The sequence below is a fragment of the Streptomyces sp. NPDC001222 genome (assembly GCF_042896945.1).
GTDB lineage: Bacteria > Actinomycetota > Actinomycetes > Streptomycetales > Streptomycetaceae > Streptomyces > Streptomyces gibsoniae.
This window is the reverse complement of the sequence record NZ_JBIAXT010000017.1, coordinates 137307-160936: the sequence shown is the minus strand read 5'-3', so window position 1 is coordinate 160936 and position 23630 is coordinate 137307. Positions and strand designations below refer to the sequence as shown.

At 72.5% G+C, this 23630-nt stretch carries 16 protein-coding genes; 7 read left to right on the top strand and 9 right to left on the bottom strand.

The genetic code is table 11. The features are described 5' to 3' along the window. Window positions 1-18 precede the first annotated feature (18 nt). Window positions 19-1539: a glycerol kinase GlpK gene (gene glpK, locus ACFY2Z_RS23235; RefSeq protein ID WP_390746001.1), complete on the top strand. Its 1521-nt coding sequence runs from the start codon at window positions 19-21 to the stop codon at window positions 1537-1539. Between the two features lie 112 nt (window positions 1540-1651). Here glpK and ACFY2Z_RS23230 read toward each other — a convergent pair whose 3' ends face one another. The 5 genes from ACFY2Z_RS23230 to ACFY2Z_RS23210 all read right to left on the bottom strand — a co-directional run bounded on the left by ACFY2Z_RS23230 (window position 1652) and on the right by ACFY2Z_RS23210 (window position 9787). Next, complete coding sequence (locus ACFY2Z_RS23230) at window positions 1652-2257, bottom strand: ATP/GTP-binding protein (protein ID WP_390746000.1); 606 nt, start codon at window positions 2255-2257, stop codon at window positions 1652-1654. Further along, a complete protein-coding gene (locus tag ACFY2Z_RS23225; protein ID WP_390745999.1) occupies window positions 2238-5855 on the bottom strand; it encodes a hydantoinase B/oxoprolinase family protein in 3618 nt (1205 codons plus the stop codon). The genes ACFY2Z_RS23230 and ACFY2Z_RS23225 overlap by 20 nt, the downstream gene beginning before the upstream one ends. A 297-nt stretch (window positions 5856-6152) precedes the next feature. Further along, window positions 6153-6548 carry a DUF742 domain-containing protein gene (locus tag ACFY2Z_RS23220; protein WP_390745998.1) on the bottom strand — a complete coding sequence of 132 codons (396 nt, stop codon included), beginning with the start codon at window positions 6546-6548 and terminating at the stop codon, window positions 6153-6155. 9 nt (window positions 6549-6557) lie between these two features. Then, window positions 6558-6998: a roadblock/LC7 domain-containing protein gene (locus tag ACFY2Z_RS23215; protein ID WP_390745997.1), complete on the bottom strand. Its 441-nt coding sequence runs from the start codon at window positions 6996-6998 to the stop codon at window positions 6558-6560. Continuing rightward, window positions 6995-9787 carry a nitrate- and nitrite sensing domain-containing protein gene (locus tag ACFY2Z_RS23210; protein ID WP_390745996.1) on the bottom strand — a complete coding sequence of 931 codons (2793 nt, stop codon included), beginning with the start codon at window positions 9785-9787 and terminating at the stop codon, window positions 6995-6997. Before ACFY2Z_RS23210 ends, ACFY2Z_RS23215 begins: the two co-directional genes overlap by 4 nt. A 421-nt stretch (window positions 9788-10208) precedes the next feature. On the opposite strand from ACFY2Z_RS23210, the gene ACFY2Z_RS23205 reads away from it, so the two are divergent. Further along, on the top strand, window positions 10209-10805 hold the full coding sequence (locus ACFY2Z_RS23205) for a hypothetical protein (protein WP_390745995.1): 597 nt from the start codon (window positions 10209-10211) through the stop codon (window positions 10803-10805). A 119-nt stretch (window positions 10806-10924) separates the two neighbouring features. On the opposite strand, the gene ACFY2Z_RS23200 is transcribed toward ACFY2Z_RS23205, so the two are convergent. The 4 genes from ACFY2Z_RS23200 to ACFY2Z_RS23185 all read right to left on the bottom strand — a co-directional run bounded on the left by ACFY2Z_RS23200 (window position 10925) and on the right by ACFY2Z_RS23185 (window position 19029). Then, a complete protein-coding gene (locus tag ACFY2Z_RS23200; RefSeq protein ID WP_390745994.1) occupies window positions 10925-15568 on the bottom strand; it encodes a hypothetical protein in 4644 nt (1547 codons plus the stop codon). Window positions 15569-15637: 69 nt separating this feature from the next. Then, window positions 15638-16516 carry a hypothetical protein gene (locus ACFY2Z_RS23195; RefSeq protein WP_390745993.1) on the bottom strand — a complete coding sequence of 293 codons (879 nt, stop codon included), beginning with the start codon at window positions 16514-16516 and terminating at the stop codon, window positions 15638-15640. A gap of 37 nt (window positions 16517-16553) precedes the next feature. After that, complete coding sequence (locus ACFY2Z_RS23190; RefSeq protein WP_390745992.1) at window positions 16554-18083, bottom strand: hypothetical protein; 1530 nt, start codon at window positions 18081-18083, stop codon at window positions 16554-16556. A 238-nt stretch (window positions 18084-18321) separates the two neighbouring features. Further along, entirely contained in the window at window positions 18322-19029 is a 708-nt protein-coding gene (locus ACFY2Z_RS23185) for a GntR family transcriptional regulator (RefSeq protein WP_390745991.1), read from the bottom strand. Window positions 19030-19202: 173 nt separating this feature from the next. Here ACFY2Z_RS23185 and ACFY2Z_RS23180 point away from each other — a divergent pair, with 173 nt between their 5' ends. The 5 genes from ACFY2Z_RS23180 to ACFY2Z_RS23160 are packed head-to-tail and all read left to right on the top strand — an operon-like array spanning window position 19203 to window position 23616. Next, entirely contained in the window at window positions 19203-20522 is a 1320-nt protein-coding gene (locus ACFY2Z_RS23180) for an MFS transporter (RefSeq protein ID WP_390745990.1), read from the top strand. Further along, window positions 20519-21340, top strand: a complete 822-nt coding sequence (locus ACFY2Z_RS23175; RefSeq protein ID WP_390745989.1) for a putative hydro-lyase — start codon at window positions 20519-20521, stop codon at window positions 21338-21340. Before ACFY2Z_RS23180 ends, ACFY2Z_RS23175 begins: the two co-directional genes overlap by 4 nt. Before the next feature lie 43 nt (window positions 21341-21383). Beyond that, complete coding sequence (locus ACFY2Z_RS23170) at window positions 21384-22136, top strand: LamB/YcsF family protein (RefSeq protein ID WP_390745988.1); 753 nt, start codon at window positions 21384-21386, stop codon at window positions 22134-22136. Then, window positions 22133-22750, top strand: a complete 618-nt coding sequence (locus ACFY2Z_RS23165; protein WP_390745987.1) for an allophanate hydrolase subunit 1 — start codon at window positions 22133-22135, stop codon at window positions 22748-22750. Before ACFY2Z_RS23170 ends, ACFY2Z_RS23165 begins: the two co-directional genes overlap by 4 nt. Continuing rightward, window positions 22747-23616 carry a biotin-dependent carboxyltransferase family protein gene (locus tag ACFY2Z_RS23160; RefSeq protein ID WP_390745986.1) on the top strand — a complete coding sequence of 290 codons (870 nt, stop codon included), beginning with the start codon at window positions 22747-22749 and terminating at the stop codon, window positions 23614-23616. Before ACFY2Z_RS23165 ends, ACFY2Z_RS23160 begins: the two co-directional genes overlap by 4 nt. The last annotated feature ends 14 nt before the right edge of the window (window positions 23617-23630 follow it).

The window sequence follows — 23630 nt, the reverse complement described above, 5'->3', positions numbered from 1 at the left end:
TTTGACGAAGGGGACGTCATGACGGACACCGCTCGGAAGTACGTCGCCGCGATCGACCAGGGCACCACGTCCAGCCGCTGCATCGTCTTCGACCAGGACGGCGCGATCATCGCCGTCGACCAGCGCGAGCACCGCCAGATCTTCCCCAAGCCCGGCTGGGTGGAGCACGACGCCACGGAGATCTGGTCCAAGGTGCAGGCCGTGGTCGCGGGCGCGATCGCGAAGGCGGGACTGCGCGCCGACCAGCTCAGCGCGCTCGGCATCACCAACCAGCGTGAGACGACGGTGCTGTGGGACCGCGCCACGGGCAAGCCCGTGCACAACGCGATCGTCTGGCAGGACACCCGGACGGCCGCACTGTGCAACGAACTCGGGGGATCCGACGGGCAGGATCGTTTCCGCGAGCAGACCGGTCTGCCCCTCGCGAGCTACTTCTCCGGCCCCAAGGCGGCCTGGTTGCTCGACAACGTGCCCGGCCTCAGGGCCCGGGCCGAGAGCGGCGAGATCGCCTTCGGCACCATCGACTCCTGGCTGATCTGGAACCTGACCGGGGGCACGGACGGCGGGCGGCACGTCACCGACGTCACCAACGCGGGGCGCACGATGCTGATGAACCTGGAGACGCTCCAGTGGGACCCCGTGCTCCTGTCCGCCATGAACATCCCCGAGGCCGTACTGCCGGAGATCAGGTCCTCCTCCGAGGTGTACGGAACCGCCGTGGGCCAGTTGGCCGGTGTGCCCGTGGCCTCGGCGCTGGGCGACCAGCAGGCGGCCGTGTTCGGACAGGCCTGCTACGACGTGGGCACGGCGAAGAACACCTACGGCACGGGCAGCTTCCTGCTGCTCAACACCGGCAACCGGCCGGTGCCGTCGAAGAACGGCCTGCTCACGACCATGGGGTACAAGATCGGCGACGAGGCGCCGGTCTACTGCCTGGAGGGCTCCATCGCGATCACGGGCGCCCTGGTGCAGTGGTTCCGCGACCAGCTCGGCCTCATCCGCGGCGCGGACGAGATAGAGACGCTGGCGGCGAGCGTCGAGGACAACGGCGGCGCGTACATCGTGCCGGCCTTCTCCGGCCTGTTCGCGCCGTACTGGCGCTCCGACGCGCGCGGCGTGGTCACCGGCCTGACGCGCTACGTCACGAAGGCACACCTGGCGCGGGCGGTGCTGGAGGCCACGAGCTGGCAGACGCGGGAGGTCGTGGACGCCATGTTCCAGGACTCCGGCGTCCAGATCACCACCCTCAAGGTCGACGGCGGCATGACGAAGAACCAGCTGCTGATGCAGCACCAGGCGGATGTGCTCGGCGTGCCCGTGATCCGTCCGAAGGTCTCCGAGACGACCTGTCTGGGCGCGGCGTACGCGGCCGGGCTGGCGACCGGGGTGTGGCACGACCTCGACGAACTGAAGTCGCACTGGCAGCAGGACGTGGAGTGGACACCCGCCATGGAGTCCTCGGTGCGCGACCGTGAGTACGACAACTGGCGCAAGGCCGTGGAGAGGAGCTTCGGCTGGCACGAGGACGGCGTGGGCTGAGAACGCCCGCCACGCGTGCGTGCTTCTCAGGTGCGCCCCACGCACGCGTGGACGTCCCCGGTCTGTGCCCCGGTCGGCGGGGTACGGGCCTGCGGACGGCCGGTACGGGGGCTCAGGCGGTGACGCCGGCGCGCCGGCCGGCCGAGTACGCCATGGCGTGCCGTACGACCTCGACGAGGACCTCCTTCACCGACTCGCGCTCGCGCGCGTCACAGAGAACGACCGGCACACCGTCGTCGAGGTCGAGGGCCCGCCGGACGTCCTCGGCCGGGTAACGGGGCGCGCCCTCGAAGCAGTTGACGCCGACGACGAACGGTATGGAGCGGCGCTCGAAGTAGTCGACGGCGGCGAAGCAGTCCTCCAGGCGCCGGGTGTCGGCGAGGACGACAGCTCCCAGGGCTCCCGTGGCCAGTTCGTCCCACAGGAACCAGAAGCGGTCCTGGCCCGGTGTGCCGAAGAGGTAGAGCGCCAGGTCCTCGCGGAGGGTGATGCGGCCGAAGTCCATCGCGACGGTAGTGGTGTGCTTGGTCTCCACGCCGCTGGTGTCGTCGACCGGGCGACCGGCCTCGGTGAGCACCTCCTCGGTGCGCAGCGGCCTGATCTCGCTGACCGCGCCGACGAGGGTGGTCTTGCCCACGCCGAAGCCACCGGCCACGAGGATCTTGAGCGTGACGGGCTCTACGGGAGGCTTGCCGCGCTCACTGCGCCCCAAGATCATCGTTCTCTTCTCCTGCTTGATGGGGGTCGGTCGGCATCGGTCCGTAGCCTCCGCCGCCGGGGGTCTCGACCACGAGTACGTCGCCGGGGCCCACGTCTGCCGAATCACTGCCCTCAAGATGCAGCACCGTTCCGTCCGCGCGCTCCACGCGGTTGGCTCCGAGCGCGCCCGGCCCGCCGCCCGCCATGCCGTAGGGAGGAACTCTGCGGTGCTGGGAGAGCGTGGAGACGGTCATGGGTTCCTGGAAGCGGATCCGGCGGACTGCTCCGTCCCCGCCACACCAGCGGCCGGCGCCGCCACTGCCGTACCGTACCGCGAACTCGTCCAGCAGGACGGGCAGTCGCCATTCGAGGATCTCGGGATCGGTCAGTCGCGAGTTGGTCATGTGGGTTTGGACGACGGATGCGCCGGGAAAGCCGTCGCCCGCGCCGGAGCCGGAGGCCACTGTCTCGTAGTACTGGTACCGGTCATTGCCGAAGGTGACGTTGTTCATGGTGCCGGAGCCCTCCGCCTGTACACCGAGCGCCGCATAGAGCGCGCCGGTGAGGGACTGTGAGGTCTCGACGTTTCCGGCGACCACGGCGGCCGGGGGTTCGGGCGCGAGCATGGACCCGGGCGGTACGACGATGTCGAGGGGGCGCAGACAGCCGTCGTTCAACGGGATGTCGTCGGCGACCAGGGTGCGGAAGACGTACAGGACCGCGGCGTTGACGACCGAGAAGGGCGCGTTGAAGTTGGTGGTGAGCTGGGGGGACGTACCCGTGAAGTCGATGGTCGCGGAGCGGCTGTCGCGGTGTACGCGCACACGGACGCGAATGACCGCTCCGGAGTCCGTCTCGTAGGCGCACTCGCCGTCGTCCAGGGCGTCGATGACGCGGCGGACCGCTTCCTCGGCATTGTCCTGGACGTGCTTCATGTACGCCTGGACGACGTCCAGGCCGAAGTTCTCGATCATGCGGCCGACTTCGTCCACGCCCTTGCGGTTGGCGGCGATCTGGGCGCGCAGGTCGGCGAGGTTGGTCTTGGGGTTGCGTGAGGGGTGGGGTGCCTCGGTCAGGAGCCCGAGGGTCTCCTCCTCACGGAAACGGCCGTTCTCGGCGAGCAGCCAGTTGTCGAAGAGGACGCCCTCCTGCTCGATGGTGCGGCTGTGCGCGGGCATGGAGCCGGGGGCGATGCCGCCGATCTCCGCGTGGTGGCCGCGGGATGCGACATGGAACAGGATGCGCTCACCCTCCGTGTCGAAGACCGGGGTGATGACGGTGACGTCGGGCAGATGCGTGCCGCCGTGGTACGGGTCGTTGACGGCGTAGGTGTCCCCGGGGCGCATGGCGCCGGCGCGCCGGCGGATGACCTCTTTGACGCTGGTGCCCATGGAGCCCAGGTGGACGGGGATGTGGGGGGCGTTGGCGACCAGATTGCCGTCAGGGTCGAAGAGGGCGCAGGAGAAGTCCAGGCGTTCCTTGATGTTGACGGACTGGGCCGTGGACTCCAGTCGGGCACCCATCTGTTCGGCGATGGACATGAAGAGGTTGTTGAACACCTCGAGCAGGACGGGATCGACTTTTGTGTCGAGATCGGAACTCTCCGTGATCGCCAGGCGTTCCATGACCAGATGCCCGTCGTCGGTCGCCACGGCCCGCCAGCCACCGTCGACGACGGTCGTGGCGCTGGTCTCCGTGATGATCGCGGGGCCGGTGACGGTCTGGCCGGGAGGCAGATGCTCCCGGCGGTGCAGAGGTACGTCGCGCCAGGCACCGCCCGTGTGGAGACGGACGGTCTCGGGGGCGGCGGTACGGCCTTCGTACGGGGCGAGGGCCGACAGATCGGGGGGTTGAGTGATGCCGGTGGCTTCCACGGAGAGGGCTTCGACGACGATCGGACGGTCGAGCGTGAAGGAGTATGTGGCGCGATGACGATCTTCGAAGGCGCGCTTCATCGTGTCCGGCCCGGTCAGCTCGACGGTGAGGGTGGTGTCCGTGCCGTCGTAGCGCAGCTGGGCCCGGCGGGCGACACGGATGCCGTCCTCGGGCACGTCCTCCGCGAGGAGTTCGGCCCGGGCGGCGGCCTCCAGTTCGTCGGCGGTCTCGCGGACCCGGGGCATCGAGGCGGGTTCCAGGGACGCCTCGACGGACTGCTCGCGCATGGCCGTGGTGTCGGCGAGCCCGATGCCGAGCGCGGAGAGGACACCGGCCATGGGGGGTACGAGGACGGTGCGGATGCCCAGGGAGTCCGCGACCTTGCACGCGTGCTGGCCGCCGGCTCCGCCGAAGGTGGTGAGCGCGTAGCGGGTGACGTCGTGGCCCTTCTGGACCGAGATCCGCTTGACGGCGTTGGCGATGTTGGCGACCGCGATCTGGAGGTAGCCCTCGGCGACCTGCTCGCGGGTGCGGTCGTCTCCGGTCCGCTCGCGGATCTCCTGGGCGAGGGCGGCGAACCGCTCGCGGACCAGTGCGTCGTCCAGCGGCTGGTCTCCGTCGGGGCCGAACACCCGGGGGAAGTGGGTGGGCTGGATCCGGCCGAGCATGACGTTGGCGTCCGTGACGGTGAGCGGGCCGCCGCCTCGATAGCAGGCCGGCCCCGGGGCCGCGCCGGCCGAGTCCGGCCCTACGCGGTAGCGGGAGCCGTCGAAGTGGAGGATCGAGCCGCCGCCGGCCGCGACCGTGTGGATGTCGAGCATCGGTGCGCGCAACCGGACGCCCCCGATCTGCGTGGTGAAGACCCGCTCGTACTCACCGGCGAAGTGGGAGACGTCGGTGGACGTGCCTCCCATGTCGAAGCCGATGACGCGGTCGAAGCCGGCGAGCTGCGACATCCGAGCCATGCCGACGATGCCGCCCGCAGGCCCGGAGAGGATGGCGTCCTTGCCGCGGAACTGTCCGGCCTCCGCCAGTCCCCCGTTGGACTGCATGAACATCAGCCGCACGCCTTCGAGTTCGTCGGCGATGTGCTGGACATAGCGCCGCAGGACGGGCGAGAGGTAGGCGTCGACGACGGCCGTGTCACCGCGCGGGACCAGTTTCATCAGGGGACTGACCTCGCTCGAGAGCGAGATCTGCGGAAAGCCCGTCCGGACGGCCAGCTCCCCGACGGCCCGCTCGTGCGCCGGGTGCAGATGGCTGTGCATACAGACCACGGCGACGGCGCGGATCCCGTCGTCGTACGCCTCCCGGAGCGCTCCGGCGAGGGCCTCCAGATCGGGGGCGCGCAGGACGGTGCCGTCGGCGGCGATGCGTTCGTCGACCTCGACGACCCGCTCGTAGAGCGGCTCCGGGAGCTCGATCGCGCGGGCGAAGATGCTCGGGCGGTTCTGGTAGGCGATGCGCAGGGCGTCCCGGAAGCCGCGGGTGACGACGAGGAGGGTGCGTTCGCCCTTGCGTTCCAGGAGGGCGTTCGTGGCGACGGTCGTGCCCATCCGGACCCCGTCGATCGATCCGTCGTGGTCGAGGAGTTCACGCACGCCCGCGACGGCCGCGTCGGCGTAGTGGTGGGGGTTGTCCGACAGCAGCTTGTGGGTGAGCAGGTGGCCGTCCGGGCGGCGCGCGACGACATCGGTGAAGGTGCCGCCGCGGTCGACCCAGAACTGCCAGCCCGTGGTCACGTCCGTGTCTCCGATCGCGCTGCTCGGAACCGGGTCCGCGGGAGGATGATCGGCTCGCCGCAGCCAGTGGTCGACGATCGAGCAGATCATAACCGGCGGTGCCCGCCGCCGCCGGTTCACGCGCGGGAGGCCGCACCGGCGCGCACTCGAGCAACCGGACTCTGTCTGGCCCAGACCGCTCCCGCTGCCGGCTCCTCCCGCGCCCGGACAGCACCTTCTCGCCGGTCCTCCCGGGACCGGACGCCTCCAGCTTCCGGGTGTCCGCGCCCTTTCCTGGGCGGCGCGGACATCGAGGGTTCACAAGGCACGCAGGCCGTTGATCACATCGCGCAGGATGCTCTCGTCCACCAGCTCGGCGGGGGGCACAGGACGGGACACATGCACCAGTTCCTCGTCCACGAGGTCTCCCACGAGAACGCGGACCACTCCGACGGGCAGATCGAGTTCGGCGGCGAGTTCGGCGACCGACTGGGGGGTGTCACGGCACAGCTCGACGATGTCCACGTGTTCCGGGGACAGCGACGAGTCCGCCTCGGGGTGGTCCACATGCGGGTGAGTGACGACCACCGCGATCAGATCGAGGCGGTGCTGGACGCCATGGCTGGTGCGGCCGCGCGTCACGGCGTACGGACGGACCACCGGCCCGGCCTCGTCGTCGAACCAGTGGCTGCTTCCCTGACCGTCTCCGCTCATACCATCTCACTACCCGCCCGAGGGCAGATCGGTGCGCGGAGTGGAGGCGAGATGTGCGCCGACGCGCTTGACCAGGAGGGTCATCTCGTAGGCCACCTGCCCGACGTCGGAATCCGCGTCCGACAGGACGGCGAGGCAACTGCCGTCACCGGCGGCCGTGACGAACAGGAACGCCTCGTCGAGTTCCACGATGGTCTGCCGGACGCCACCGGCGTCGAAGTGCCGTCCGACCCCCTTGGCGAGGCTGTGGAATCCGGAGGCGACCGCGGCGAGGTGCTCGCCATCCTCACGGCTCAGCTCTGTGGAGACCCCCGTCGGCAGGCCGTCGCTGGAGAGCACGAGCGCCTTGCGGATGCTGGCGACGCGCTCCACCAGGTCGTCGAGAAGCCAGTTAAGCTCCCCCGACGCCTTGTTCGTCGCGGTGGGCCCTGCGGCCTTCGGTGCGGTCATCGACCGTCTCCCTTTGTCGTTCCTCGTGCTGAGCCGTCATGGGCCTCGTCGCCCCCGGCGTTCTCCTCGCGGCCGCGCTGCCAGCCTCGCTGGAGCGAGGCGAACCGGCTGCGGACCTCGTCGGCGTCGCGCTCGGCCGGGCCTGCCCCGTTCGCGGTGCGGGACCGGTCCCGTTCGGCGAGCCGGTCGGGGCCTTCCTTCAACTGCGGTGCCAGGTTGGCCTGTCGAATCCGGCGGGGCAGGACGCCCGGGCCCGATTCTGCCGGTCCCTCCTCCGTGTGCCGCTGCGGGACGGTCCCCTCCGGTCCTGCCGGGGGCCGGGTGCGACGCCGCTGCGGCAGGGCGGGGACCTCGGACCGTTCCCCGTGTGAACGTGGGGCGCCGCCCGTGGGTTCCGTCGGGCGACCGGACGGCCGTCTGGCCTCCTGCAGATCCGTCACCCGCCGTTCCAGCGGCTCCTCCTCGGCGTCGACCCGCCCGCGTCGTGGCCCGGATCCCGTCACCGGACGGCCGTGCGAGCTGACGAGCTTGGGGGCGTGGTGACGTGGCAACGGAACGGGGCCGCCCGGGTGGTCGGTGTCGACGGGTCGGGCCGGCTCGCGCCGGGAGTCGCGTGCGGAGGGGCGATGGGCTCCCGGAGCGTCGGCGAGCGAGCGGCGGGGGTGGAAGAGGCCTCCGCGTTCGCTGTCCTCGTCGCCGAGGGCGCCGGGGAAGTCGTCGATCGCGTCCAGGCCGACGGGGGCCTCCAGCTCCACCGGACCGTCCAGGATCGACGCCGGGATGCCCGGAAGCTGGACGGGCATGGCGGAGAGCCCCGGCGTGTGCTCCTCGGCCCCGGTCTCCTTCGTGTCGGGCAGCGGGCGGTCGAGACGGAAGCCGATTCCGTGGGTGTCCGGGGCGTCGTCGGTGAGCAGCGCGTCGGGGATGAGGACGACGGCCGTGGTCCCGCCGTAGGGGGAGGGCTGGAGGGAGACGCGCGCGTTCTGGCGCCGGGCGAGTCTGCTGACCACGAAGAGGCCGAGCCGGTCGGTGTCGGACAGCTCGAACTCGGGAGTCTCGGCGAGTCGGAGGTTGGCGTCCAGGAGCGCCTCGGCCCCCATGCCCAGACCGCGGTCGTGGATCTCCAGGGTGAAGCCGTTGGCCACGCGTTCGCCGATGACCTGCACGGCGGTGTGGGGCGGCGAGAACACCGTGGCGTTCTCCAGGAGTTCGGCGACCAGGTGGGTGAGGTCGGCGACCGCGGGGCCGGTGACGGCGACGCGGGGCAGCCGTCGTACCTCGATGCGCTCGTAGTCCTCGACCTCGGCGACGGCGGCGCGCACCACGTCCATGAGCTGCACCGGTTTGCGCCACTGCCGGGAAGCGGCGGCGCCGGAGAGGATGACCAGGCCCTCGGCGTGGCGGCGCATACGGGTGGTGAGGTGGTCGAGCCGGAAGAGGTCGGCGAGTTCCTCGGTGTCCTCGGTCCTGCGTTCCATGGTGTCGAGGAGGGTGAGCTGCTTGTGCAGCAGGACCTGGCTGCGGCGGGCGAGGTTGACGAAGACCTCGGAGACCCCGGCGCGCAGCTCGGCCTGTTTGACGGCGGCCTCGACGGCGGCGCGCTGGAGGGTGTTGAGGGCCTGGCCGACCTCGCCGATCTCGTTCTGGTCGTACTCCAGGCGCGGCACCTCGGTCTCGATGTCGACCTGTTCGCCCACCGAGAGACGGCGCATCACGCTGGGCAGCCGCACCCCGGACGCCTCGTGGGCGTCCAGACGCAGCCGGCGCAGATCGCGGATGAGGCCGCGGCCGATGCGTACGGACATGATCAGGGAGACCAGCAGGGCGACGAGGCCCAGAAGGCCCGCGACGGCCGCTTTGACGATGACGTCGACGGCCAGGGGGCGGACCCGGCCGTGGTAGCGGTCATCGGCCTGCCTGCCCATCGAGTCGAGCCGGTCGAGGACCGGCCCCGCGGCCTCGTCCCAGCTCTTCGCGGTGACGCCGTGCGGGGTGCCGGGCGCGGCGTCGACGACGGACTGCTCGGCCATGCGCAGGGGTGCGGTGTCGGCGTTGCTCCAGTAGCGCCGGAAGCGGTCACTCTCCGAGGCCGGCAACAGGGCGAGGCTGACGTCGTACATCACGGTGCGCTGCGCGACGAGGCCGGAGACCTGGTGGATGTCGTCGCGGGTGATCCGTCCTCCGACGAGCGCGGAGCCGAGGAGGGCATCCTCGCGGGAGAGCAGTTCGCGGGCGCGCGAGACGCCGGCGAGCGCACGGCCTTGTTTGTCCATGTCGACGTTGTCGAGGAGCTGAAGGTTGGCCAGGAGCGTGAAGCAGGGGTCGATCAGACGGTTGTAGAGGTCGAAGGCCTGGGTGCGCTTGACGGTGCCTTCCTCGACGCTGCGTCGCAGCGACTTCATGCCTTCCAGGGCGTCGAAGATCGAGGTGAGGCGGTTGGTGGTGCCCGGCCCCATCTCCTCGTGCAGGCCCTCGTCCTTGCTGTTGCGACGGAGCTTCGCGACGACCTCGTCGGTGGCGGCGCGGCTGCGGTGGAGCGTGGCGAGGGCGTCGGAGGCGCGCGGATCCGCGAGGTAGACCAGGGTCTGGCGGCGTTCCTCCTGAAGGAGGCGCACGGTGTCCTCGGTGGGGTAGCCGACCTTTTCGACGATGTACGAGGCGTGGAACACGGACTGGGCCGCACGGCCGGTGAGCACGGTCGCAAAAGCCCAGATGGCGGTCAGGGACAGGAGCGGCACGAGAAGGAACGCCACGATCTTCCGGCGGATGGACTTCCCGCGAAAGCGCATGGCCTCCCCCAGCTCGACCCCCTCCGGCCGGGGGTACACGTGTGCGTCAACAAACGGCGTGAGCCTACTACCGACACACAGGTATCTCGAAGGGTCGACCGGGCGCACCACCCATGGACAGTGAACAGGCCATGGGGAGTTGTCCCGCCATTACGGGGAATTTGGTCCCCGGAACCGGCATGCGGTGCAGGAGGACAACGGACCGGGCATCCGGGGCGGTTGGCCGGAATTTTTCGTTCGTCGGGAATCTTCACAGATCGTCGATCGTCCTTCTCTACGGGAATCGGGGGCGGATTCGGCCACAGGCGCCGCAAGCCACGCTCAGGCGGCGTAAAGCAGCGCAAGCCGGGCAGCCACTGAGGAGCCGGAGTCGTACGACACCGGGACACGGGGCCTGCGGGCGGTGGGGAGTGACGGGTTGATGGGCACGGCGGAGCGGCGTGGGACGCCCGGGCCGGGTGGTGCTACGCCCACCATGGCGCAAGGGGATGCACGGAAGCCGGATCGCGGCGCCTCGGTGCGCACCCCCGCAGAGGCGACGCGGATGCAGGGCGCGGCGCGCGCCGGGGCCGTCCCGGCGGCCCGGCGGGGCACATCGAGGGAGGAGAGGCGGCACGACACACAGCGCTACCGGCCGTTGTGGGTGGAGGAGCCCGCGCGCAGGCGGCGGCTCCCGGACCCGGTGCGTACGGCGGCGGTGCGGGCCGTGCTCATCATCTCGGTGACACTGATCCAGGCGGTCATCGCCTTCCTGTGCACCATGGCCGACTCCTGGCTGGCGTTCCCGATGGTCCTCTCGAGCGTCGCCAGCACGGTCGTGGCGACGTGGGGCGTGCTCGACGTCTGGGTGACGCGCCAGATGTGGCATCAGCGCCATGGAGTGGTGTCGGCCCCCAGCAGCACCGCTCGCCGGCTGCGCCGCGAGCGCCGCACGGAGCGTCGGCGTGCGCGGGCCGCGGAGCGGGCTCAGCGTCGAATACCCGGGCAGGGCGGCGCCGGCCAGTTGTCGCACCCGTAGCCCCCGGCGTCTGTCGTGACGAACTTCGTCATGGCGGATCCGATCCGCGTCCACCCGTGTATCACCACGACGGTGATCGGCGGGAAGAGCGCGGATCGGTCTCAGGGAGGGCGCGGGGGTCAGGCGGGTCGCTTGAACATCCTCGTCGCGGTGATCTCGCTGTGCACGGCCTCTTCGGCCTGGGGCTGCTGTGGCAGTCCCGGCCGGAGGTGTTCCTCCACGCGGATGTACTTCAGCCCCGCCCGTAGGTCGGCGTCGTTGCGCAACCGGATGACCAGCGGGAACTCGGCGAGCGCGGTGGTGTCGAACAGCCCCGTGGTGTACAGGAGCTGGACGCCGAGCGCGTCCGAGACGGCCCGCTGGAGCTCCAGCAGATAGGTGGCGTTGGCGCGTCCGATCGGGTTGTCCAGGAACAGCGTGCCCGCGTGGCGGTGCTTGTCCCGGCCTCGGTCGTTGGAGCGCAGCGCGGCCATCGTGCAGTACAGGGCGATGGCGGCGGTGAGCAGCTGGCCGCCCGAGAACACGTCTCCCATCTGGCCGACCGGGACCCGCTCGGCGCGCAGCACGGCGTCCGGTTTGAGGATCTCGACCGCGACGCCCTTGGGCTGGAGCGCCGCGCCGACGCCCCTCAGCAGCAGCGACATGCCATCGCGCCGCAGGTCGGAGTTCTTCTTGACGGCCGCGCGGGTCGCCTCGTCGATGACCTCGCCCAGGCGTTCGATCAGCGTGGACTGGTCGGGTTCCTCGAAGCGGATCCGCAGGAACTCCTGCCCGGACCACTCCCCGAGGCCCTCCGGCAGCCTGGACAGCCGCTGCGCGGACCGCAGGGTGGCCAGCGCCGACTCCACCAGACCCCGCAGACGGTCCACGATGGAGTCCCGGTTGCGCTCCAGCTGCGCCAGTTCGTCGGTCAGGACGCGCAGCCGGGGTGCGAAGGCGTCCGCCCACCGCTGTGCGTGCTCCGGCAGCGCGGACGCCGGGAGTTCGCGGATCTGCTGCCGGGCGGGGGTGCGGACCTGCTCGTAGCGCGTGGAGTTGGCGTGCCGGACCAGCACGTCGCAAGCCTCGCGCACGGCGCCCTCGGCCGCGGACAGATCGGCGGCGCAGCCGCGCAGCGACCTGCGGGTCTCCGCGGCGGCCCGGCGGGCCTCCTCCAGCGTGCCGGGATAGGGCTCCGGCTCCTCCTGTTCCTCCTCCGAGGCGTGCTCGCGCAGCAGATCGCGGAGCATCGCCGCGACCTCGTCGAAGCCGCCGGCCGCGTCCTCGGCGGCCCGGTGGGCCTCGAGGAGCTCCGCGTGGGCCTCACGGGCCTGGTCGAGCGCCTCGACCCGGGAGGCGAGTTCGGCGGTCGCGGTGCGCAGCAGGGCCTGCGCGTGCTCGGCGTCCCGGGGCATCAGTTCGTCTGGCAGCTCGGTGTGGGCCTCGCCGTTCTCGGGCGCGTGCCGCTCGGCCTCGCCGCGCAGCCGCCCGAGTTGCTCGCTGGCCGTGGACATACGGGTCTCCAGCAGCTGTACCCATTCCTCGGCGCGCGCGGCGGCGGCCTGCCGGGACGGGCCGTCGGAGCCGTCGGGTGACTCGAGGAGCTGCTCGGCACGTGTGCGCACCTTGTTGCTGAGCCGGTCCAGTTCGGCGAGCGCGGCGGACTCGTCGCTCTCGGCCCGCGCCTGCTCGGCCCGCAGATCGGCTCCGACGCCGACCTTCTCGTACACCTGGGAGGCGGCCCGGTAGGCCTCGCGGAGGGCGGGCAGGGACGTCCTGGGCGCGTTCGCGTCGTCCTCCGATACGTCGTCGGGGGCGCCCGCGATCTCCGCGCGCTCGGCGCGCAGCGCACGCGCCGTGCGACGGGCGTCGTCGGCGGCGCGCTGCGCGGCGCGGCGGTCCTCGTCGGCGGCGCGGGCACGCTCCAGGCAGGCCTGGGCGCGGGCCTCCGCCTCGACTGCCTCGTCGGCGAGTTCCCTCAGCTTGACCTGCCAGCCCGCCCGCTCGCGCAGCCGGAAGGCGAGCCCGGCGAGGGCGTCGGCGGCGCGGCGGGCCCGCTGGGCGGCCTCCTGCCGCTCGTCCCGCATCTGGGCGGCCTCGGCCGCGGCCTCGTCGGCCTCGGCGCGGGTGGTGCGTGCCTCGCCCAGTTCGGCCTCCGCCTCCTCGGCGAACGCGCGGGTGTCGCCGGCGGCCGTGGCGAGTTCGGTAAGCCGTCCGGCGGGGCATCCGGTGCGCCAGGACGCCAGCCGGGCCGCCAGTTCACGATCCTTGCCGAGCCGGGCCGCGAGCGCCCGGATCTCCTCGTCGCGCGCGGTGGCCCGGGCGCGCAGCGCCTGCCGCTCCTCGTCGGCGGCGTGCTCGTCGTGCATGGCCGGGTTCGGCGGTACCAGGAAGACACTGCCGGTGCCGCTGTCGCTCTCGTCGAGAGCCGGGGTCGGGGCGAGCAGCGCGGCGGCGGTGCCGACGGCGACGGCCGAGCGCGGCAGCAGCGCGGCGTCGCTCAGCGTCCGGCGGGCCCGGGCGTGCGAATCCGGATCGGTGATGATCACGCCGTCGACGAGTTCGGGACGGGCGGCCAGCACGCGCGCGTGGTCGGCGGGGTCGACGGCCTGGGCGAGATAGCGCCAGCCGGGCAGCGCGGGAATGCCGTGCTCGCCGAGGAACTCGACGGTCGCCAGCACATCGGGGCCCGGCGGCAGCAGCCCGCCGTCACCGAGCGCGCCGAGAATGCGTGCGTCGTCGGCCGCGGCCGTGCGCAGCTCGAACAGCTGTCGTTCGGCGGAGGCGACGGAGTCCTCCAGCAGCGCGCGCAGTTCGTCGGCGAAGCCGTCCAGCTCCTCGGGGGTGAAGGGGCCTTCACCGGTGCCCGGAGCGACGGCCGGGTCCGTGTCCGTGTCGCGCCGGGGGCCGGGGACCCGCTTCCGGGCGGCCGTGTCCGTGCCCGACAGGCTGAGCAGTTCCGCCAGCCGCTCCTCCGCGGCCAACGCCTCGGCGGTCCGGCGCTCGGCCTGGTACGCGCGTTCGGCGGCCGTGGCCGCGTCCGCCGAGCGGGCCGCCGTCAGTTCCGCCCGGGACTCCGCCGAGGCCGCCTCGCGCGCGTGCTCGGACGCGCGGCGGGAGGCCTCCCGGGCCGTGTCCCAGACAGCGACGGCCTCCTTCTCCGCGTCGCTCGCGGCCAGCGCGGCCCGCGCCGGGTCGGCGTCGGGAGTGCTGTCGTCCAGCCAGCCCGCCCGGACGGCCTGAGCGGTCTCCTGCTCGACCTCGTCGAGCCGCTGGCGCAGATGCCCCGCCTCGCTGCGGGCGCGCTGCGCCTCCGTGGCGGCGGCGGTGGAGTCCCGGTGGGCGGACTCGCCGGCCTCCTGGAGGCCGGCGGAGCGCTCCTCCTCCTCGTTGGCGAGGGTCTCGGCGCTCTCGGCGGCCGCGTGCAGTGCCCGTACGAGATCGACGGCGGCCTTGGCCCGGGCGGCGAGCGCCGGTGCGGCGTCCCGCTCGGCCTCGCGGATCGCGGCGGCCACGCGCGCGGAGCGGTCGGCGGCGGCGCGGTGCCGCAGCACGGCCTCGGCGGCCTGCCACGCGGAGTACAGCTGCCGGGCGTCGGCCAGTTCGCGCTTCTGCGCGGCGGCGGCCTTCTCGGCGCCGGCGAGGGCCAACGAGGCGTGGCGGTAGGCCAGTTCGGCCGCGACCAGCGCACTGCGCTCCCGGGCTCCCTCGGCGTGGGTGACGGCGTACGCGGCGGCGGTCACCCGCTGGGCCAGATCGGCGGCCCGGGCCCGCTCCCGCACCCCGCGCGCGGACAGCCGCCGCGCCAGGGTGCGTGTGCGCCGCTCGGCGCCCGCGTGGATGTCGCGGGCCCGTGACCGCCCCTCGCCGGCCTCGACGATGCGCCCGAGCAGGTCCACCGACCCGGCGGTGAAGTCGCGTTCGGCGATCAGCTCGGAGCGCCGTCCCAGCTTGTTGCCGAACCCGCTGACCAGGTCGGCGAGTCCGTCGGTGTCCCGGGTGTCGGTGACGGCGCGCAGCAGCAGGTCGGTGAAGTCGGAGTCCTTCTTCACCGCGAAGAGGCCGGCGGCCTCACCCTCGTCGGCGTTCATCTCCCGCTGGTAGCGGAAGAGTTCGGGGTCGAGACCGAGGTCGGTCAGATGCTCGTTCCAGCGGTCGTGGATCTCCTCCCAGTGCACTTCGAGGTGCGGGTACGCCTTGCCGGCCTCCGTGAGGGCGTCCCGGAAGCCCTTCATCGTGCGGCGCCGCCCCTGCGCTCCGGACGCGCCCTCGACGGGCGGCCGTACGGCGGTGGACTCGGCGACGGGCAGGTTGTCGAGGCTCAGGCCGGGCCCCGGCCGGAAGGAGTACCAGGCCTCCGCGAACTTGCGGGGGTCGTTGGAGACCTGGCGGCCGCGCCACTCGCTGGCCTTGCCGACCACGACGCACTCGCCGGTAAGCGTGTGCTGCCACTCCAGCGCCACATGTCCGCAGTCGTCGGCGAGCAGGAACTTGCGCAGCACGCCCGAGCTGGCACCGCCGAGGGTGTTGCGGTGACCCGGCAGCATCACCGAGAAGATCAACTTCAGCAGGACGGACTTGCCGCCGCCGTTCTCCAGGAAGAGCACGCCGGCGGGCGCGGGGCGGCGCGGCGGCCCGGCGGGCTCCTCCTCGAAGAACTCCGCCTGGATGGGCGCGGGGTCGGGCACCAGATCACCCACACCCCGCAGGTCCAGCACGGTGTCGGCATAGCGCGCACCGGCCGGCCCGATGGAGTAGAGGCGGACCCGGGACAGCTCGTACATGGGGGGCTCTCGTCGTCGGTCGTGCTGAGTGGTCGGAAACGTGGGGGAGGTTCGTGAGGTTCCGGAGCCTCAGGAGTGGAACGGCAGCCCGGCGTCGGCCACCAGCTCCAGATCGTCGGCGTCCTCGGCGGGCAGCAGGGTGGCCGAGCCGTCGGTCACCGGGACGACGCCCAGTTCGAGCAGTTCGGCCATGGCCGCGCTCCCCGCCATGTCGCGCACCTGGAGCTGATAGCGGGCCGTCGTGCGGTAGGTGCCGCCGTTGTCGTCGCCCGTGCGCTGCAGGAAGCCGGAGTCCGTGAGGAACGCGACGGCCTTGGCGACGATGCCGGTGGTCGAACCGGCCAGTCTGCGCGCGTCCTTGGTGGCCCCGGTCGCGCTGCGTCTGGCCCAGATGCGCCAGGCCGCCTCCAGGCCGGGGGCGTCCGTCGCCGGGTCGGTGTTCTCCCCCTGCTCCTCGGCCCGCTCCTCGAGACGGCGGCAGGCCTGGCGTACGAAGGCGTCGACGCCGTTGACCGTGACCCGGCCGATGTAGCCGTCGTCCGCCAGGTCCTCGGGGCGCGGGAAGGCGAGGGCGGCGACGGCGAGATGGGCGAGCCCGTGCAGAAAACGGTCGCCGGAGTCGGCCGACGTACGACGCGCGTAGTCACCCATGCGGACGGCGAACACGGAGTCCTCGGCGGCGGTCACGGCCATGCCGGCGCGCGGGGACACCTCCAGGACGACCAGGCCGAGTCCGGTGGCGACGGCATCGGCGAGGCGCCCGAACGGCGGGTCCTCCCGGTAGCGGCGCAGCAGGTCCGCGTACTCCTGGTCGCGTGCGGCCTGCAGCTTGGGCTGCAGCCCGAAGGCGACGAGCCGCGCCGCGTCGGCGGCGTCGGCGGGGGTGACGGCGGCGCTCGCCGGAGCGGCGGCGGTCTCCGGGTCGCTCCACTCGACGTGCTCGGTCACGGTCGGGACTCCTTGTCGCGCTGGTACTCGTTGCCGTTCATGCCGCCTCCGTCCGGTCCGCCGCCATTCCGGCCGCGTCCAGCAGAGCCGTCCCCACGATCAGATCCGCACCGCCGAACTCGGGGTCGTCCAGCTCCGTTCCGTCGTCGACGGCGAAGAGCAGCTTCTCCTCGCCCTGCCGGTAGGCCGTGCCCACCGGCGGGCTGGCCGCGTGCACGGCCAGCAGGGCCACCAGGTAGGGCAGTTCGGGATCTCCTGTGCCACGCGCCTCGGCGAGCAGTCCGGACAGCCGCCGTGGGGCGTCCGCCGGCAGGTCGAGCAACTCCGTCGCGGCGGCGAGCTGCTCCTCGCTGAACCGGCTGTCGTCCGGCGTCGCGACCAGATCCGGCTCGGGCATCTCCGCCCCGAGGTGCTCACGCTCCACCGGGGGTGTCAGCAGCAGCTCGACGAGGTCCGCGACCCGTACGGAAGCAGGCGTGCGCAGCCCCGTGCCCTGGGCGAAGAAGGCGTCCGTGACGCGCACCGCCTGCTCCAGCGGGAGCGGCAGCAGCGGGGCGAGGAGGTGCCCGTAGAGGTCCGTGCCGGACATCGCCGTCGGCGTGGCGAACGCCTGCCGGTCCTGTTCGGCACGGAACAGCGGGCCCGCCTCCAGGAGCCGCGACTGCAGCTGGGTGTGCCGGCGGATGCAGTCCTTGACGATGTCGACGAGTTCGGCGGCGCGTCGCTTCTGCTCGGGGTCCTCGGACTCGTCGCGGGCCTTGCGGATGTTGGTGAGGATCGCGTTCTCGTGGCGGTAGCGGTCGGCCACGTGGTCGAGGGCCTCGGCGATCATGTCCGGCACCGCGTTCAGCCAGTCCACCGCGCGGACGTTGCGCCGGGTGGCCTCCAGGGCCCTGCGCAGCGACTCCGAGTACTGGACAGTGCGGTAGCGCGCCTGTTCGGCGGCGAGCTGGGCGTCGGCGAGGCGCCCACGGCTGATCAGCACCTCCAGCTTGACCTCGGCGGCGATCTGGGCGCTGGTGACGTCCGTGTCGAGGGCGCCGACGAGGACGTTGACCGCCTCGTCCGTCGTGCGGAGGTAGACGGCGCCGCCGTGACCGGGCACCTCTTCGATCAGCTTGAAGTCGTAGTCACGACGGACATAGGTGCCGTCCGGCTCGAAGGTGCCGTAGACGGCGCGGAAGCCGCGGTCGACGCTGCCGACGTTGATCAGGTTCTCCAGCACCCAGCGGGCCACGCGCTCGTGCTCGGCGACCGGGCGCCGCGGGGCCTGGGCGGCGATGCGCGGGATGAGCCGGGCGACTATCTGGTCGTGGTCGGCGCCCGTGTCGAAGTCCATGTTCAGTGTGACCAGGTCGATGGCGGCGAGGGCGACCTCCGACATCCCGTAGACCGAGTACTCACCCGCGAGGTTGGCCTTGCGTGCGTCCAGGTCGTGCAGCGGCGCGGTGCAGGCGAGCGCGCGCAGCCGCCGCGCCAGCCCCTCGTCGGCGGCCGGGCCCGGAGCAGGCCGCGGCCCCGCGCTGAGCTGGGGCGGAACACGGTCCGTCGATGCAGGCGAAGTCACGGTGCACAGATTAGGTCCTCGGTCTGACAACAGCCCAAACGGCGCGGGACCGCTCCGCGGGGGCGGGCTGGGCGACACGCGGGGCGGCCCGGCCCACGGACGGTTGGGCGGCACCGGCGAGTGCCCGCGTCGGACGGCACCGGAGCACGCCGGCCGGGCAGCAGCCGATCAGCCGCCGCTCAGGCAGCACCGGAGCGCGCCGTTGGACAACCGGTCAGACGGCCCGGGCGGGCAGCGGTCAGCCGCCGGCCCTGCCCCCGTCGGCCACCCGGCGCCCGTAGACCTCGACGAGGCCCGCCCGCGAGTCGTCGAGGTAGACCGCGAGCAGTTCCTCGGCCCGGTCGCGCTCCCCGGCCCGCAGGGCCTGGAGGATCTGCAGATTGCGCGCGAGGTACGGCTCGTGCAGCCGGCGCGGGTCGTCCACCACGTGGAAGGCGAGCCGCAGTTCGGCGAAGACGCTGCGCATCAGCTCGTCGGTGCGTTCGCTGCCCGCGAGGGCCACCAGTTCCCGATGGAAGTGGATGTTGGCCGTGGACACTCCTTTCCAGTCACCTTCGCGCGCCGCCCGCTGCCCGTCGGCGACCGCCTCGGCGAGTCCGTCCACGGCGTACGGCGGCTTCCCGAGGCCATGTACGACGGCGCACTCCACGAGTCCCCGGACGCGGTAGATGTCCTCGACGTCCTCGACGGCCAGCACCCGTACGAAGACCCCGCGGTTCAACTCGTGGACCAGCAGCCGTTCGTGCGTGAGCAGCCGGAACGCCTCGCGCAGCGTGTTGCGGGAGACGCCGAGCGCGCCGCCGATGCTGTCCTCCGACAGCCGGGTGCCGGGTGGGAAGTAGCCCTCGGCGATGCGGCTCCTGAGGATGTCCGCGACCCGCTCGGCAGTGCTCGTGCGCCCGAGGAGCGCGCGGTCGTCGGCCAGTCCCGAAAGCTGCTCTGCCATGCCCGGAATTCAAGCGCAGACACAGGGACGAAACAACACGGGTATTGAAGGATCGTTCAACGATCCTCTACCTTGCTGCGCACGGCGCCGCCCGCTTCTCCCCGCGGCGCCGTGGCTTCCCCACGGCACGGCTCGGTTCCCAGCACCCTCCGTCCCTCATCTGCGAGGTGCCCATGAGCTCGACCCCACCACCCGAGGCCCTGACCTCCGACGCCCGGCCGGACACGGCCGAACCCACCGCGGCCGACGGCACGTCGGGCTGGCTGCGGGCTCTCGGCCCGCGCGGCCGGCGCGCCTTCGCGGGCGCCTTCGGCGGCTACGCCCTGGACGCGTACGACTACTTCACCCTGCCGCTGAGCATGGTCGCGCTGGCCGCGTACTTCGGCCTGGACAGCGCCCAGACCGGCCTGTTCACCACGGTCACCCTGATCGTGTCCGCGGTGGGCGGCGCCGTCGCGGGTGTGGTCGCCGACCGCATCGGACGGGTCAGGGCCCTGATGATCACGGTGGTCACGTACGCCGTCTTCACCGTCGCCTGCGGCTTCGCGCCCACCTACGAGACGCTGCTGGTCTTCCGGGCCCTGCAGGGCCTCGGCTTCGGCGGCGAGTGGGCGGTCGGCGCAATTCTGGTCGCCGAGTACGCGAGCGCCCGGCACCGGGGCCGTACGCTCGGCGCGGTCCAGAGTTCCTGGGCCGTCGGCTGGGCACTGGCCGCCGGTGTCTACACCCTGGTCTTCTCCTTCGTGGACGACGGCCTGGCCTGGCGGGTGATGTTCTGGACCGGCGCGCTGCCCGCGCTGCTGGTGCTCTGGATGCGGCGGCGGGTCCACGACGCCCCGCAGGCACGGGCCCGGCGCGAACACAGCGCGGAGAAGGGCTCCTTCGCGGCGATCTTCAAGCCGGGGACGGACGGGACACCGGGGCTGCTGCGCACCACGGTCTTCGCGAGCCTGCTGTCCACCGGCGTCCAGGGCGGCTACTACACCCTGGCGACCTGGGTGCCGACGTATCTCAAGACGGAGCGGGGCCTTTCCGTCGTCGGGACCGGCTCCTATCTGACCTTCCTGATCTCCGGGGCCTTCCTCGGCTATCTGACCGGCGGCCATCTCACCGACCGGCTGGGCCGCAGGCGCAACATCTGGCTGTTCGCACTGCTCTCGGCGGTCTGTGTCCTGGTGTACGCGAACATCCCGAGCGGCGCCGACACCCTGCTGCTGGTGCTCGGCTTCCCGCTGGGGTTCTGCATGTCGGCGATCTTCAGCGGCTTCGGCTCCTATCTGAGCGAGCTGTACCCGACCGCCGTGCGGGGCACGGGCCAGGGCTTCACGTACAACACCGGTCGCGCCGTGGGCGCCGTCTTCCCCACTCTGGTGGGCTTCCTGGCCGACAGCTGGGGCGTGGGCGGTGCGCTGGTCTTCGGCGCGGTGGGCTACGGCCTCGCGGCGCTGGCACTGCTGGGGCTGCCGGAGACCCGCGGGAAGGAGCTGCTGTGAACCGCACGGAGGACCGCCTCGTGACCGCCGTCGACGAGCACGCGCACGCGTGGAGCCCGCGGCAGGCCCGGGCCCGTTTCCGCGAGGGGCTGACCGGCGCCACGGCAGGGGCCGCCGCGGGCCACACCCAGGTCAACCTGATCTCTGTCCCGGCGGACTGGGCCTACGACATGCTGCTGTTCTGCCAGCGCAATCCGAAGCCCTGCCCGGTGCTGGACGTCACCGACGCCGGGTCCTTCGGCACGGTTCTCGCGGACGGCGCCGACCTGCGCACCGATCTGCCGCGCTACCGGGTGTGGCGGGACGGCGAGCTGGTGGACGAGCCCACCGATGTGCTCGGCCACTGGCGCGACGATCTGGTGTCCTTCCTCATCGGGTGCAGTTTCACCTTCGAATGGGCGCTCTCCGACGCGGGTGTTCCCCTGCGCCACATCGAGCAGGGCCGCAACGTCCCGATGTATGTGACCGCCCGCCAGTGCCGGCCGGCCGGGCGGCTGCGCGGCCCCATGGTGGTGTCCATGCGTCCCGTTCCGCCGCAGCACCTGGCCGCCGCGATCCGGGAGAGCGGTCTGCTCCCGGCGGTGCACGGCAGCCCCGTACACTGCGGCGATCCGTCGGGCCTCGGCATCGAGGACCTCGGCCGGCCGGACTTCGGCGACCCGGTGGACGCCGAACCGGACGACATCCCGGTGTTCTGGGCCTGCGGAGTGACCCCGCAGGCGGCGGTGATGGCCTCGCGGCCGCCGTTCGCCGTCACCCACGCACCGGGGCAGATGTTCATCACCGACGCCCGCGACGACCAGTACCGCGTCGGGTGAGGGCCAGGACCGCGCCGGGTGACGCCGGTGACCAGGAGGGATCATGATCGATCTGAACGCCGACCTCGGCGAGGGCTTCGGCCGCTGGCGGCTCACCGACGACGAGCGGCTGCTGTCGGTCGTCACGAGCGCCAACGTGGCCTGCGGCTTCCACGCCGGGGACGCGGCCACCATGCGGCGCGTGTGCCGACTGGCGGCCGAGCGCGGTGTACGGATCGGCGCCCAGGTCTCCTACCGTGACCTGGCCGGTTTCGGGCGGCGCGCGATGGACGTGCCGCCCGCCGAACTCGCGGCCGAAGTGGCCTACCAGATCGGCGCGTTGGAGGTGTTCGCGCGCGCGGCGGGCTCCCGTGTGTCGTATGTGAAGCCGCACGGCGCGCTCTACAACCGGGTGGTCCACGACGAGCGGCAGGCCGAGGCGGTCGTCGACGGCGTGCTGCTCGCCGACGCGGCACTGCCCGTCCTGGGGCTGCCCGGATCGCGCTTCCTGAAGGTCGCCGAGAAGGCCGGACTCCCGGTCGTCACCGAGGCGTTCGCGGACCGCGCGTACACGGACGAGGGCACCCTGGTACCGCGTGGCGAGGACGACGCGGTGATCACGGAGCCCGACGCGGTCGTCGTACGCTCGGTGGGCCTCGCCCGCTCCGGCACCGTGACCGCCCGCTCCGGACGCGAGATCCCGGTACGGGCAAGGTCCCTGTGCCTGCACGGCGACACGCCCGGAGCGGTCGACCTGGCACGCCGGGTGCGCGCCGAGCTGGAGGCGGCGGGCGTGCGCGTGGAGGCCTTCGTATGAGGGTGCTGCCGGTCGGCGACGCGGCCCTGCTGGTCGAGGTCTCCTCCGGGCAGGAGGCCCAGGCTCTGCACGCCGAACTGCTGCGCCGACGGGCCGACGGGGAGCTGACGGCGGCGGAGATCGTGCCCGCGGCCCGCTCGGTCCTTCTGGACGGGGTGCCCGATCCCTCCCGCATCGCGGCCCGGCTCGCCGGCTGGGACGTCCCCCGCGTCATCCCGCGCGCGCGGGAGGCCGTCGAGATCCCCGTACGGTACGACGGTCCCGATCTGCCGGAGGTGGCGGCGCTGTGGGGCGTGCCGCCCGAGGAGGTGGGGCGGATCCACGCGGCGGCCGAGTTCCGCGTCGCCTTCTGCGGGTTCGCGCCCGGCTTCGGCTATCTGACCGGTCTGCCGGACCGCTACGGCGTGCCGCGCCGCGCGACCCCGCGCACGGCCGTACCCGCGGGCTCGGTGGCCCTCGCGGGCCTGTACACGGGCGTGTACCCGCGCTCGTCGCCGGGCGGCTGGCAGCTCATCGGCTCGACCGACACCGTTCTGTGGGACCACGCGCGCGTACCGGCCGCGTTGCTCAGCCCGGGGGCCCGGGTCCGCTTCGTGCCGGTGGGGGCGGGATGACGGACCGTGCGCTCTCGGTCGTACGGGCCGGCGCGCTGACCACCGTTCAGGACCGGGGGCGGCCCGGCCACGCCCACCTCGGGGTGCCGCGCTCCGGGGCGCTGGACGCGCCCGCGGCGGCGCTCGTGAACCGGCTGGTGGGCAATCCGCCGGAGTACGCGGTGCTGGAGACGACGCTCGACGGCTGTGCCGTGCGGCCGCGTTCGGCGGTCACCGTGGCGGTCGGCGGCGCGCCCTGCGCGGTCACCGTGGACGGCCGCCCGGCGCCCTGGGGGGCACCGGTGCGCGTCCCGGGCGGTGCGCTGCTCGACCTCGGGCGCGCCCGGTCCGGGGTGCGCAGCTACCTCGGCATCGCGGGCGGGGTGGCCGTCGAGCCGGTGCTCGGCAGCCGCTCCACGGATCTGCTCTCCGGACTCGGGCCGCCGCCGCTCGCGGACGGTGCCGTGCTTCCGCTCGGGAGGCCGGCCGGTCCCCCCGCGCGCGTGGACACGGTTCCCCAGCCGGCTCCCCCGGCCGAACTGGTGCTGCGGGTGACGCCGGGCCCGCGTGCCGACTGGTTCACGGCGGACGCGTTCCACACCCTGGTCACGCGCGCGTACCGGGTGTCCGCCGCGAGCAACCGCATCGGCCTGCGCACGGAAGGTCCCGCCCTGGAGCGCGTCCGGGCGGAGGAACTGCCCAGTGAGGGCATGGTGTTGGGGGCGGTCCAGGTCCCGCCCGACGGCAGGCCCGTGGTGTTCCTGGCCGACCATCCGACGACCGGGGGGTACCCGGTGATCGCGGTCGTGCGCGCCGCCGACCTCGCTGCGGCCGCACAGGCGACTCCGGGCACCCCCCTGCGGTTCGCGGTCGTTGGCCGCCGTTAGGGCGTGCTGCGAAA